General features: G+C 70.2%; 12 protein-coding genes. 2 read left to right on the top strand and 10 right to left on the bottom strand.

What is annotated here, in order from left to right:
- Positions 1-13: 13 nt before the first annotated feature.
- The 10 genes from ACQEVJ_RS13990 to ACQEVJ_RS13945 all read right to left on the bottom strand — a co-directional run bounded on the left by ACQEVJ_RS13990 (position 14) and on the right by ACQEVJ_RS13945 (position 7,729).
- The gene (locus tag ACQEVJ_RS13990; protein ID WP_433100908.1) at positions 14-763 is read right to left on the bottom strand and encodes a LytR/AlgR family response regulator transcription factor; all 750 of its coding nucleotides are present in this window, start codon (positions 761-763) and stop codon (positions 14-16) included.
- 85 nt (positions 764-848) lie between these two features.
- The gene (locus tag ACQEVJ_RS13985) at positions 849-2,030 is read right to left on the bottom strand and encodes a sensor histidine kinase (RefSeq protein WP_433100906.1); all 1,182 of its coding nucleotides are present in this window, start codon (positions 2,028-2,030) and stop codon (positions 849-851) included.
- A 104-nt stretch (positions 2,031-2,134) separates the two neighbouring features.
- Positions 2,135-2,284 carry a hypothetical protein gene (locus ACQEVJ_RS13980; RefSeq protein WP_433100904.1) on the bottom strand — a complete coding sequence of 50 codons (150 nt, stop codon included), beginning with the start codon at positions 2,282-2,284 and terminating at the stop codon, positions 2,135-2,137.
- A gap of 78 nt (positions 2,285-2,362) precedes the next feature.
- Positions 2,363-3,268: a haloalkane dehalogenase gene (locus ACQEVJ_RS13975; RefSeq protein WP_433100902.1), complete on the bottom strand. Its 906-nt coding sequence runs from the start codon at positions 3,266-3,268 to the stop codon at positions 2,363-2,365.
- A 23-nt stretch (positions 3,269-3,291) separates the two neighbouring features.
- Positions 3,292-3,708 (bottom strand): HIT family protein, encoded by a 417-nt coding sequence (locus ACQEVJ_RS13970; protein ID WP_433100900.1) that lies wholly within the window; start codon positions 3,706-3,708, stop codon positions 3,292-3,294.
- Positions 3,705-4,865: an acyl-CoA dehydrogenase family protein gene (locus tag ACQEVJ_RS13965; RefSeq protein ID WP_433100898.1), complete on the bottom strand. Its 1,161-nt coding sequence runs from the start codon at positions 4,863-4,865 to the stop codon at positions 3,705-3,707. The genes ACQEVJ_RS13970 and ACQEVJ_RS13965 overlap by 4 nt, the downstream gene beginning before the upstream one ends.
- The gene (locus ACQEVJ_RS13960; RefSeq protein ID WP_433100896.1) at positions 4,865-5,383 is read right to left on the bottom strand and encodes a MaoC family dehydratase; all 519 of its coding nucleotides are present in this window, start codon (positions 5,381-5,383) and stop codon (positions 4,865-4,867) included. The genes ACQEVJ_RS13965 and ACQEVJ_RS13960 overlap by 1 nt, the downstream gene beginning before the upstream one ends.
- Positions 5,384-5,421: 38 nt before the next feature.
- Positions 5,422-6,426 carry a YihY/virulence factor BrkB family protein gene (locus ACQEVJ_RS13955; protein WP_433100894.1) on the bottom strand — a complete coding sequence of 335 codons (1,005 nt, stop codon included), beginning with the start codon at positions 6,424-6,426 and terminating at the stop codon, positions 5,422-5,424.
- Entirely contained in the window at positions 6,423-7,334 is a 912-nt protein-coding gene (locus ACQEVJ_RS13950) for a DUF3618 domain-containing protein (RefSeq protein WP_433100892.1), read from the bottom strand. The genes ACQEVJ_RS13955 and ACQEVJ_RS13950 overlap by 4 nt, the downstream gene beginning before the upstream one ends.
- Complete coding sequence (locus ACQEVJ_RS13945; RefSeq protein ID WP_193203215.1) at positions 7,331-7,729, bottom strand: phage holin family protein; 399 nt, start codon at positions 7,727-7,729, stop codon at positions 7,331-7,333. Before ACQEVJ_RS13945 ends, ACQEVJ_RS13950 begins: the two co-directional genes overlap by 4 nt.
- 425 nt (positions 7,730-8,154) lie before the next feature.
- Here ACQEVJ_RS13945 and ACQEVJ_RS13940 point away from each other — a divergent pair, with 425 nt between their 5' ends.
- Positions 8,155-10,569: a glycoside hydrolase family 48 protein gene (locus ACQEVJ_RS13940; RefSeq protein WP_433100889.1), complete on the top strand. Its 2,415-nt coding sequence runs from the start codon at positions 8,155-8,157 to the stop codon at positions 10,567-10,569.
- 125 nt (positions 10,570-10,694) lie between these two features.
- Positions 10,695-13,082, top strand: a complete 2,388-nt coding sequence (locus ACQEVJ_RS13935; protein WP_433100887.1) for a glycoside hydrolase family 9 protein — start codon at positions 10,695-10,697, stop codon at positions 13,080-13,082.
- Positions 13,083-13,129 lie beyond the last annotated feature (47 nt).

Raw genomic sequence — 13,129 nt, 5'->3', positions numbered from 1 at the left:
CCTCACCGTCCGCTCACCGGGCCTGGCCCCTGCGGGCCCGGCGGACGAGCAGGTCGCGCAGCTCCCTGGTGTGGCGGCGGCTCACCGGGATCTCGGTGTCCCCCACCCGCACCACGCACTTGCCCGAGTCGATGTGCAGCTCGTCGATGTGCTTGACCGCGACGAGGTGACTGCGGTGGACGCGCAGGAACCCGGCCGACGCCCACCGTTCCTCCAGCGTGGCCAGCGGGATGCGGACCAGGTGGCTGCCGGTCGCCGTGTGCAGCCGCGCGTAGTCGCCCTGCGCCTCGACGTAGCGCACCTCCGTGCTCGCCACGAACCGGGTGACGCCGCCCAGCTCGACCGGGATCGTGTCCGCCTGCGGCCCCTCCCCCGGCTCGCCCCGGCTGCCGCACACCCGGCGGATCGCCTCGGCCAGCCGCTCCGGCCGTACGGGCTTGAGCAGGTAGTCCTCGGCCTTCAGCTCGAAGGCGTCCACGGCGTGGTCCTCGTACGCGGTGACGAAAACGATCTTCGGTGGGCGGGTGAACTGGGTCAGCAGCCGGCCCAGCACCACCCCGTCGAGCCCGCGCATGCGGATGTCGAGGAAGACCGCGTCCACCGGCCTGCCGTCCGCGATGGCGCGGTCGAGCAGCCGGAGCGCGGCGGCCCCGTCGCGGGCGGTGAGCACGTCGCCGATGCGGGGATCCGCGCGCAGCAGGTAGGCGACGTCCTCCAGCGCGGGCTGCTCGTCGTCCACCGCCAGAACCCGCAGACCGCTCACGATCACCCCTTTCACCGACCGATCCCCTAGAGAGTGATGACCACAACGTCAGTAAGTCAACGCCTCCCGTTGTCACGAGACGGTGTCAGTGGAGGGAGACCCCGGGGTGATACTTGGGGACCCGCACGGTGACCTTGGTGCCGGCTCCCTCGCCAGTCTCCACCACGAGACCGTACTCGTCGCCGTAGACCTGGCGCAGCCGCTCGTCCACGTTGGCCACGCCGATGCCGCCCGCGCCCGAGCGGTCCTCCCCGGCGAGCACCCGCCGCAGCCGTTCTGGGTCCATGCCGACGCCGTCGTCCTCGACGGTGATGCCGCACTCCGCGCCCGCGTCCTCGGCGACGATCGTGATGCGGCCCACGCCCGGCTTGGCCTCCAGGCCGTGCCGTACGGCGTTCTCCACCAGCGGCTGCAGGCACAGGAACGGCACGGCCACGGGCAGCACCTCCGGCGCGATGCGCAGCGTGACCTGGAGCTGATCGCCGAACCTGGCCCGCTCGAGCGTGAGGTAGCGGTCGATCGAGCGCAGTTCCTCGGCCAGCGTGGTGAAGTCGCCGTGCCGCCGGAAGGAGTAGCGGGTGAAGTCGGCGAACTCCAGCAGCAGCTCCCTGGCCCGCTCGGGGTCGGTGCGGACGAACGACGCGATGGTGGTCAGCGAGTTGTAGATGAAGTGGGGCGAGATCTGCGCCCGCAGCGCCCGGACCTCCGCCTCCATCAGCATCGTCCGGGAGCGGTCGAGCTCGGCCAGCTCCAGCTGGGAGTCGACCCACCGCGCGACCTCCTGCGCCGCCCGCACGAGCCCCGCCGAGGCGTGGTCGCCGTACGCCGCGAGCGAGCCGACGACACGGTCGTCGGTGGTGAGCGGGACGACGACGGCGTGCCTGACGGGGCACTCGGGCCGCCCGCAGTCGAGCGCGAGCACCTGGGTGCGGCCGTCCTTCAGCGTCTCCGCGGCGTGCTCGAACGCCCCGGCCGCGTGGTGGTCGCCCACGCCGTCGTAGACGAGCAGCTCCTCGCCGTTGGTGATGGCGATGGCCGGGGAGCCGAGCAGCTCGCGCAGGTGCCGCGACGCCTTCAGCGCCCCGGCCTGGGTGAGCCCGGCGCGCAGCGGCGGCGCGGCCAGCGACGCGGTGTGCAGCGTCTCGAACGTCGCCCGCTCGGCGGGGCTGCTGCCGAGGTCCCGCCGGCCGCGCAGCACCCGCCACAGCACGACCGCCGGCACGGCGACGAGGACGGCGACGACGAGCGCGGTGACGACCGGTTCCACGCCGCCGCAGCCTACTCCCGAGCCGAGCGAGGGCGATGCGCCCGGCCCCCGGGGGCGAACCCGGACGGGCCGAAGCGCGGTGTTCCGCCGTTGAGTGAGTGGATTCAGCAGTGAACGCAGATCTGGGTGATGTCGTGGTTGGCCGGGTAGTAGTACCACTCGCCGTCGCCGCGGAGATCCTCGAACCAGCCGTCGGTCGAGCCGCGGACGTACATCTTCATCCAGCCCCAGTCGAGGGAGCTGACCGCGGCCACATTGTTGATGCGGTATCCGAGGTAACCGGTGCCCGCGAGGCGAGCGAGGTGAACGGTGGGGCGGCAGGAGACCCGGACCTACCGGGCGGCCGTCTCGTGGACGAAGGCGGCGACGGCCTCGCCCAGCTCACGGCCCGCGTCCTCCTGCAGGAAGTGGCCGGCGCCGGCGAAGACGGGGTGGTCGAGCCCGGCCGCGCCGCGCATGGACTTCTTCAGGATCGGCGCCATCCCGCCGGTGATGGGGTCGCGGTCGGAGAACGCGACGAGGAACGGCAGGCCGAGGGTGACGAGGGTCTGCCAGGCGGCGCGGTTGGCGGGAGCGGCCGGGTCGTCGGGGGTGATCGGCACCAGGCCCGGCATCGCCCGCGGCCCCGCCTTGAACTCCTCCGAGGGGAACGGCGCGTCGTAGGCCCGCCGTACGGGCTCGGGCAGCCTGGTGACGCAGCCCGACTGGATGAACCGGGCGATGTCGAGCACGGGCGCCTTCTCGACGGCCTCCCGGAAGCGGTGCCACACCTCGGGCATCGGGATGTCGCCGGTCGGCAGGCCGGTGTTGGCGGCGACGACTCGGGCGAAGCGGTCCGGGTGCTCGGCCACGAGCCGCAGTCCGATGAGGCCGCCCCAGTCCTGGCCGACCAGCGTCACGCCGCGCAGGTCGAGCGCGTCGAAGGCGAGCGACCGCACCCACTCCACGTGCCGGGCGTACGTGTGGTCCTCGGGGCGGGACGGCTTGTCCGACCGGCCGAAGCCCACCAGGTCGGGGGCGACGGCCCGGCAGCCCGCCTCGGCCAGCACGGCCATCACGTGCCGGTAGAGGAACGACCAGCTCGGCTCCCCGTGCAGCAGCAGCACCGGCGGGCCGTCCGCGGGGCCCGCCTCGACGTACGCCATCCGGGCGCCGCCGGTCACCTCGGCGTAGCGGGGTTCGTAGGGGAAGCCGGGCAGGTCGGCGAAGCGTTCGTCGGGGGTGCGGAGGAAGTCCATGCGTTGCCCTTTACGTTGTAGATTCAAAGCGCGGCGCGGATGCGAGCGGTGTAGTCCTCGATCTCGGCGTCGCCGTCGTACTTGACCCGAGGCCAGAAGAAGCCGCGCAGGCCGTCCTTGCGGTTGCGTGGCACGACGTGGACGTGCAGGTGGGGCACGCTCTGACTGATCCGGTTGTTCATCGCGACGAACGTGCCGGCCGCGCCGGTGCCCGCCTCGACCGCCCGCGCGACGGCCTGGACCCGGGCGAAGAACGGCCCGACCTCGTCCGCCGGAAGGTCCGGCAGGGTCTCGACGTGGGCGCGCGGCACGACGAGCACGTGTCCCTTGAACACCGGCCGGGTGTCGAGGAAGGCCGCCGCGACCTCGTCGTCCAGCACCACGTGGGCGGGCCGCTCCCCCGCCGCGATCTCGCAGAACAGGCAGCCGTCCACGGTCACCAGCCGAGCGTGGCGTCGCCCTCGACGAGGGCCTTGGCGATGATCAGCCGCTGCACGTCGTTGGTGCCCTCGCCGATCGCCATGAGCGGCGCGTCCCGGTAAAGGCGCTCGACCACGAACTCCTGCGAGTAGCCGTACCCGCCGTGGACCCGCATCGCCTCCATCGTCGCCCTGAGCGCCACCTCCGAGGCGAAGTACTTCGCCATCGCGGCCTCGCTGCGCACCGGCCCCGCCTCCGACCGCACAGCCGCCCAGTACGTCATGAGCCTGGCCGCCTGGATCTCGGTCGCCATGTCGGCCAGCTTGAGCTGGATCGCCTGGAAGTCGGAGATCGGCTGCCCGAACGCGTGCCGTTCGCGGGCGTAGCTCAGAGCCGCGTCGTAGGCGCACTGCGCGACGCCGACGGCCCGGGCGGCGATGTTGAGGCGGCCGAGTTCGAGCGCCGACAGCACCTGCTGCATGCCGCGCCCCTCCACGCCGCCGAGCAGCCGCGACGCCGGCACGCGCACGCCGTCGAGGACGACCTCGCACGTCTCGGTGCCCTTGTAGCCCAGCTTGGGCAGGTCGCGGCTGACGGTCAGGCCCTCGCTGCCGGCATCGACCAGCAGCACCGACATCCCGCGGTGGGCGGGCGTCTCGATCGAGGTCTTCACCAGGACGGGCAGCGGGTCGGCGTGCCGCGCGTTGGTGATCCAGGTCTTGGTCCCGGTGACGACGTAGTGGTCGCCGTCAAGAACCGCCCGGGTGGCGATGCCCTGCAGGTCGGTGCCCGCGCCCGGCTCGGTCAGCGCGATCCCGGTACGGCGGGCGCCGGTGGCCAGGTCGGGCAGGTAGTGGCGGCGCTGCTCCTCGGTGCCGTATTTGGCGATCATCCACGTGGACAGGGAGTGGGAGCCGAGCACCCCCGCCACGCCCATCCAGCCCCGGGCGATCTCCTCGAAGACGAGGGCGAACGACACCCGGTCGAGGTCGAGCCCGCCGTACTCCTCAGGGATGGTGAGGCCGAACAGTCCCAGTTGCGCGAACCGCCGGACGATCTCCTCCGGATAGCGGCCGGTGCGCTCCCACTCGGACGCGACGGGGACGATCTCCTTGTCCACGAACTCCCGCAGCGTCTGCCGGAACAGCCGCTGCTCCTCGTTCAGGTCGAAGTCCATCACGCCTCCATCGGGCCGGTCTTGGCACGCGGGAAGTACCCCTTGTCGTGTGGCGCGTCGCGTTTGTAGACCATCACCGCGCGCCGCCACGACATCACCTCGTCCCCGTCCTGGTTCAGGCCCCGGGTGCGGCAGGTGACGATGCCGGCGTACGGCCGGGACTTCGACTCGCGCTTGTCCACCACGATCGACTCGGCGTACAGCGTGTCGCCCACGAAGACCGGGTGGGTCAGCCGGATCTCGTCCCAGCCGAGGTTCATCATGGCCGTCTGGCTGACGTCGATGACCGACAGCCCGAGCACGATCGCCACCGAGAGACCCGAGTTCACGATGATCTTTCCGACCGGAGCCCGAGCGGCGAAGTGCGCGTTGAAGTGGTTCTGGTTGGTGTTCATCGTCAGCAGCGTGAACCAGGTGTTGTCGGCCTCGCTGATCGTCCGGCCGAGCGGGTGCTGGTAGACGTCGCCGACCACGAAGTCCTCGTAGTAGCGCCCGATACGGGCTTCATGGACCGTCACACCAGAATACTATTCTGGATCAGCTCCGGGGCACCGCCTCACGGCGCATCGGCTTCCTGGCGCGCTTCACGCCGTGTCACGGGGGCCTCGCCCAGGCCCTCCTCGGGCTCGGGGTTCTTCGGGGGAACACGGGGGTCGACGTACGGCTCCGCGGGGGACTCGCCTTCGGCGATCCTGCGACCGCGCTGGAGTTCGGCGTCGAGTTCCGCGCCGCTGAGGATGACGACGTTCGACAGCCACAGCCAGACGAGGAAGACGACCACGGCCGCGAGCGTGCCGTACGTCTTGTTGTAGGAGCCGAACCGCGCGACGTACAGCCCGAAGCCGGCGGACACCACGACCCAGGCCACGACGGCGAACAGGCTGCCGGGGCTGAGCCACCGCACGCCCGGCTGGCGGACGTTGGGCGCGGCGTAATAGAGCAGGGTGATCATTCCCGCCGCGAGCAGCACGAGGACCGGCCACTTCACGATGCCCCACACGGTGACCGCGGCGGGCCCGAGGCCGAGCAGGTTCCCCGCGATCTCGGCGAGGCGGCCGGTGAAGGCGACGGCGAGCACGGAGGCCGCCATCAGGATCACCAGCAGGAGTGTCAGCCCCACCCGGAGCGGGGTCACCTTCCAGAACGGACGGCCCTCCCGGATGTCGAAGATCGCGTTGGTCGCCCGGATGAACGCCCCCATGTAGCCGGAGGCCGCCCACAGCGCGAGCAGCAGACCCGTGATCGCGAATACCCCGGCGGTGCCCTGGTGCTGCTGGACGTTGGCGAGGCCGGTCTGCAGCATCTGCTGGACCGGCCCCGGCGTCAGCGACTTGATGTTCCCGAGCAGCGGGTCGGTGGCACTCTGCCCCAGCAGGCCGAGTATCGACACCAGCACGATGAGCCCGGGGAAGATCGAGAGGACGGCGTAGTACGTCAGCGAGGCCGCCCAGTCGGGGACGTTGTCCTCCTTGAACTCCTTGGCCGTGCGCTTGACGACTCCGATCCAGTCGCGGCGCGACAGCCTCTCCAGCGGCCCCTGCTCGTCCTCGGGGTCGGTCATCGGTGAGCGAACCTCCGCATGAGCGTGCGACGTGCCTGCGGGAACATCCGGCGACCGCCGAACATGCGGGGCCGGCCGAACACGCCGCGCATGCTCGTCCCGCCGAACATGCTCTTGCGGCCGAACATGCTCATCCCGCCGAGCGTTCTCTTCCCGCCGAACGCGCCCTTGCCGCCGAACGGGCCGATGCCGCCGAATCTGGTCTTGGCGCCGAACATCCGGGGCCCGCCGCGCGGCATGCCGATCTTGCCGGAGGCGCCGAACATCCCCCGGCCCATGCGGGCTCTGCCGAAGCTGCGGATCTGCGGCATGCCCGTCTTGCCGGAGATGCCTGTCTTGCCGGAGATGCCTGTCTTGCCGGAGATGCCCGGCTTCTGGAACATGCCGGACACGGCGGGCCTCGTCGTACGGCCCCGGTTCCGGGTGATCTGGCGGAGCAGCAGCAGCGCGGTGCCCGCGGCTCCGGCGGCGACGATCAGGCCGGGACGACGCTTCGCCTGCTCGCCGACCCTGCCGGCGGCTCCGCGCAACGGCTCCGGCGTGGCCTCGCGTACGCGCCCGGTGACGCCGGCCACTCTGGCCCGCGCGGCCGCGGTGGTCGCGTGCACGCGTTCCTGCGCCCGCGCCTTCACGTCGGCCTTGGCGGCCAGGGCCTCGATCGTGTCGCCGAGATGGTCGCGGGTCCGCTCGATCTCCTGGCGGACCTCGGCGATCTCGTCGTGCCCCTTCCCCTCGTGTTCCCGTCTGGTCTCGGTGTCCCGGGCCGCGGCGACGGGCTCGGGGCCGGGCCGCGACTGCCGTACGGCGTTCAGCGACTCCGGCTCGGTGACCGGCTCGGACACGTCCTGTCTGTGCACACCCACGGACCCGGCGTTCGGCCGGGCCGCTCCGGGATCGGTCTCGGTCATCTGCGCGCACTCTCCTTCATGACGTCGATGTCTGCTTTGAGGCTGCGCATCGCCTCGTCGGGAGTGGGCGGCGCCGCGCGGGACACCTGCTCCTTGCCCACCAGGGCGATCAGCCCGGCGAGCGCCAACAGCGCGGCGCCTATGATCAGGGCACTGGCCCAGGCGGGCAGCACGAGCGCGAGCGCCAGGATCGCCGTGGCCACGAGGGCTCCTCCGCCGTAGAACGCGATGAGACCGGCGGCGCCGAGCAGGCCCGCGCCCATGCCCGCGCGTTTGCCCTTGCGAGTCATTTCCAGCCGCGCCAGCCGCAGTTCATCGCGGATCAGCCGGGAGACGTCCTCGGACAGCCTGCGGACGAGTTCGCCCGTGGACAGCGACTCCTTCTGGATGGTCATGGCCTGCCTCCCTTCCAGGGTTGGGAAGCGCCTACCCGCAGCCGAGAGCCCTAACCACGGGCCTCGGCGGGGTGAACGGCCCGGCTGTTACACGTGAAAGTTTCAGTTATGAAATAGCGCCACATCTGTCAGAGGCGGGCAAAAGGCCAGCAAGGGGCCCCGGCTCACCGCCCGGCGGGGCCGCCGGGTGAGGCGTCGGCAACCCGTCATTGACATACCGGGGGCCCAATCCACAATCCTGAGGTGGGAGCGCTCCCATCGTATCGGTTCAGATCTACCCTTGCCCGCATCGGCCACGAAATCCGCTACCTGGCATTTCTTCACCCGATGCTCCCACCCCAACCTGCTTTGGAGACCCTCCACAAATGCGAACGAGAGCTCTGAGTACGGGAGCGCTCCCACAATCGCGGAGACGCATCGCCCTGTTGGCGGCCGCCGCCGTGTCCGGTGGCGTCCTCGTCGGACTGGCGCAGGCCCCCGCGTCCGCGGCCGTGGCCTGCGACGTGAAGTACGCGGCGAACTCCTGGCCCGGCGGTTTCACGGCCAGCATCGACGTCAAGAACCTGGGCGACCCGATCAGCAGCTGGACCCTCAAGTTCAGCTTCCCGAACGGCCAGACCATCCAGCAGGGCTGGTCGGCCAACTGGAGCCAGAGCGGCGCGAACGTCACGGCCACGAGCATGTCGTGGAACGGCAGCCTCGCGACCGGCGCGTCGACCAACATCGGATTCAACGGATCGTGGAACGGCAGCAACAACGCGCCCACCTCGTTCTCCGTGAACGGGGTGAACTGCGGGGCGGCTCCGAGCCAGAGCCCGTCCCCGTCGCCCTCCCCGAGCCCCTCCGCCAGCCCGTCCCGCTCGCCCTCGCCGAGCCCGTCCGCCAGCCCGTCCGCCAGCCCGTCGCCGTCGCCGTCCGCGTCGCCGTCGACGAGTCCCTCGCCGGGCACGGACAACCAGTACGTCAAGAACTTCATGACGATGTACAACAAGATCCACGACCCGGCCAACGGGTACTTCTCGCCCCAGGGCGTGCCGTACCACTCGGTCGAGACGCTGCTCGTGGAGGCTCCCGACCAGGGCCACGAGACGACGTCCGAGGCGTTCAGCTACTACCTGTGGCTGGAGGCGATGTACGGCAAGATCACCGGTGACTGGACGAAGTTCAACACCGCGTGGACGACGATGGAGAAGTACATCATCCCGTCGCACGCCGACCAGCCCACCAACGACAAGTACGACGCCAGCAAGCCGGCGACGTACGCGGGTGAGTGGAACGACATCAGCCAGTACCCGTCGAGGCTCGACAACAGCGTCAGCGTCGGCAGCGACCCGATCGCGGGCGAGCTGAAGTCCGCCTACGGCACCTCCGACATCTACGGCATGCACTGGCTGCTGGACGTCGACAACACCTACGGCTACGGCCGCTGCGGCGACGGCACCACCAAGCCGGCGTACATCAACACCTACCAGCGCGGGCCCGAGGAGTCGGTCTTCGAGACCATTCCGCAGCCGTCGTGCGACACCTTCAAGTTCGGCGGCCCGAACGGGTACCTCGACCTGTTCACCGGCGACAGCAGCTACGCCAAGCAGTGGAAGTACACCAACGCGCCGGACGCCGACGCCCGCGCCGTCCAGGCCGCCTACTGGGCGCTGACCTGGGCGACCGAGCAGGGCAAGCAGTCGCAGATCTCCACCTCCGTGGCCAACGCCGCGAAGATGGGCGACTACCTGCGCTACGCCATGTACGACAAGTACTTCAAGCAGTCGGGCTGCACCAGCACCTCCTGCCCCGCGGGCACCGGCAAGAACGCGTCGAACTACCTGCTGTCCTGGTACTACGCCTGGGGCGGCGCGACCGACACGTCGGCCGGCTGGGCCTGGCGCATCGGCTCGAGCCACAACCACGGCGGCTACCAGAACCCGATGGCGGCCTGGGCGCTGTCGAACGTGAACGCGCTGAAGCCCAAGGGCACGACCGCCGTCACCGACTGGTCGACCAGCCTCACCCGGCAGATCCAGTTCTACAAGTGGCTGCAGTCGGCCGAGGGCGCCATCGCCGGTGGCGCGACCAACAGCTGGGAGGGCCACTACGCCGCCCCGCCGTCGGGGCTGCCGAAGTTCTTCGGCATGGCCTATGACTGGGAGCCGGTCTACCACGACCCGCCGTCCAACCAGTGGTTCGGCTTCCAGGCGTGGTCGATGGAGCGCGTGGCCGAGTACTACTACGCCACGGGCAACGCCGACGCCAAGGCGGTGCTCGACAAGTGGGTCACCTGGGCGCTTTCCGGCACCACGGTGAACTCCGACGGCACCTTCCAGATCCCGTCGACGCTGCACTGGACCGGCCAGCCGGACGCCAGCTTCAGCGGCCCGGGCATGCCGCCGGCCAACACCGGCCTGCACGTGACCATCGCCGACTACACCAACGACATCGGCGTCGCCGGCTCGTACGCCAAGGCGCTGATGTTCTACGCGGCCAAGGCGAACCACGCCCAGGCCAAGAGCACGGCCAAGGCGCTGCTCGACGGCATCTGGAAGAACAACCAGGACGCCAAGGGCGTCTCGATCCCCGAGACCCGCACCGACTACAACCGTCTCGACGACCCGATCTACGTGCCGTCCGGCTGGACCGGCAAGATGCCGAACGGCGACCCGATCAACAGCAACTCGACCTTCATCTCCATCCGGTCCTGGTACAAGAACGACCCGGACTGGTCGAAGGTCCAGTCGTACCTGAACGGCGGATCGGCGCCGGTCTTCCGTTACCACCGCTTCTGGGCGCAGGCCGACGTGGCCACCGCGCTCGGACAGTACGGCCTGCTCTTCCCCAACGGCTGAGCGGGTCCCCGTAAGCCGGGGTGCGGTGTCGCCTGACCCTTCACCGCACCCCAAGTAGCCGGGGCGCGGCGGCGCCTGACCCGCCGCCGCGCCCCCGACCCCCCACCTATGCGAGGCACATCTTCATGCGGCGTACGTTCCCGGCACTGGCGGCGCTGATCATCTCCACCGCGGTCGTCCCGGCCGCGGTCCCCATGTCGGCTTCCGCGGCCCCGGCGTTCAACTACGGCGAGGCGTTGCAGAAGTCGCTCTTCTTCTACGAGGCCCAGCAGTCCGGCAAGCTGCCGTCCACCAACCGCGTCACCTGGCGCGGCGACTCTGCGCTGAACGACGGCAAGGACGCCGGCCTGGACCTGACCGGCGGCTGGTACGACGCCGGCGACCACGTCAAGTTCGGCCTGCCGATGGCGTTCAGCACGACGATGCTCGCGTGGGGCGCGGTGGACTACCGCGACGCCTACGCCTCGTCGGGGCAGCTCACCTACCTGCTCAACAGCCTGCGCTTCGTCAACGACTACTTCGTCAAGGCGCACCCCTCCCCCAACGTCCTGTACGGCCAGGTCGGCAGCGGCAACCCCGACCACGCCTGGTGGGGGGCGGCCGAGGTGCTGCCGATGAGCAGGCCCGCCTACAAGATCGACTCCTCGTGCGCCGGGTCCGACCTGGCCGGTGAGACGGCGGCCGCGATGGCGGCCTCCTCGATGGTCTTCCGGCCCACCGACGCGGCGTACGCCGACAAGCTCCTCACCCACGCCAAGCAGCTGTACACGTTCGCCGACACCGTGCGGGGCAAGTACAGCGACTGCATCACCGACGCGGCCAACTTCTACAAGTCCTGGAGCGGGTACAACGACGAGCTGGTGTGGGGCGCCATCTGGCTCTACCGCGCCACCGGCGACTCCTCCTACCTCGCCAAGGCGGAGTCGTACTACGCCAACCTCGGCACCGAGCCGCAGTCGACCACCAGGTCGTACAAGTGGACGATCGCCTGGGACGACAAGTCGTACGGCTGCTACGCGCTGCTGGCCAAGCTGACCGGCAAGCAGCAGTACGCCGACGACGCGAACCGGTGGCTCGACTGGTGGACGGTCGGCGTCAACGGGCAGAAGGTGAACTACTCCCCCGGCGGCCAGGCCGTGCTCGACTCGTGGGGTTCGCTGCGTTACGCCGCCAACACCGCGTTCGTCGCGCTCGACTACAGCGACTGGCTGACCGACGCCACCCGCAAGGCCCGCTACCACGACTTCGCCGTACGGCAGATCAACTACGCGCTCGGCGACAACCCGCGCAAGTCGTCGTACGAAATCGGCTTCGGGACCAACCCGCCGCGCAACCCGCACCACCGGACCGCGCACGGCACCTGGACCAACAACCTGAACGGCGAGCCGGAGCAGAGCCGGCACATCCTGTACGGCGCGCTGGTCGGCGGTCCCAAGTCGGCCGACGACGCCTACACCGACAGCCGGGCCGACTACACGATGAACGAGGTCGCCACCGACTACAACGCCGGCTTCACCAGCGCGCTGGTGCGGCTTTACAAGGAGTACGGCGGCACGCCGCTGGCGAACTTCCCGGTCGCGGAGACCCCCGACGGCCCGGAGATCTACCTCCAGGCGTCGCTCAACGCCACCGGCCAGAACTTCACCGAGATCAAGACGATGGTCTACAACCACTCGGCCTGGCCCGCCCGCGCGCTGTCCGACGGGTCGTTCCGCTACTACTTCACCCTCGACGGCGACACCACGCCGAGCCAGATCACGCTGACGGCCAACTACAACCAGTGCAAGCCGCCGACCGGGCCCACGCAGTTCTCCGGCAAGGTCTACTACGTCACGGTCGACTGCTCCGGCCAGGTCATCGCCCCGCAGGGGCAGTCGGAGTCGCGGCGTGAGGTGCAGTTCCGCATCGCCAGCTCCGGTTCGTGGGACCCGTCGAACGACTGGTCGTACACCGGCGTGCCGACGACCCCCGGTTCCACCCCGGTGACGGTGCAGAACATGACGCTGTACTCGGGATCGACCAAGATCTGGGGCAACGCGCCCGGGACCGAGCCGTCCCCGTCGCCCAGCCCCTCGGTCTCGCCGTCCCCGTCGCCCAGCCCCTCGGTCTCGCCGTCCCCGTCCCCGTCCCCGTCACCGTCACCGTCCGCCTCGCCCAGCCCCTCGGCCTCCCCGTCCCCGTCGCCGTCGCCCAGCCCGTCGCCGGTGACCGGCAAGGCGTGCACCGCCACGTACAAGGTGACCAACTCGTGGCAGGGCGGTTTCCAGGCGGACGTCACCGTGCGCAACTCCGGCACCGCGGCCGTCTCCGGCTGGACGGTGGGCTGGTCGTTCCCGGACGGCCAGACCGTCTCCCAGCTCTGGAGCGGCACCGTCAGCCAGAGCGGGTCGAACGTCACGGTGAAGAACCTGTCCTGGAACGGCGACCTGAGCGCCGGCGCCACCACGAGCTTCGGCTTCACCGGCACCGGGTCGGGCACCGCCCCTTCGTCCGTCACCTGCACCCCCGCGTAGCCCGCGCTCCCGGGCTCGCCCCAGTCACCCGCCTTCCCCAGACGGAC

The organism is Microbispora sp. CA-102843 (genome assembly GCF_050936215.1).
Classification (GTDB): Bacteria; Actinomycetota; Actinomycetes; order Streptosporangiales; family Streptosporangiaceae; genus Microbispora.
The sequence above is the reverse complement of the archived record's forward strand: the minus strand, read 5'-3'. Positions and strand labels throughout refer to the sequence as shown.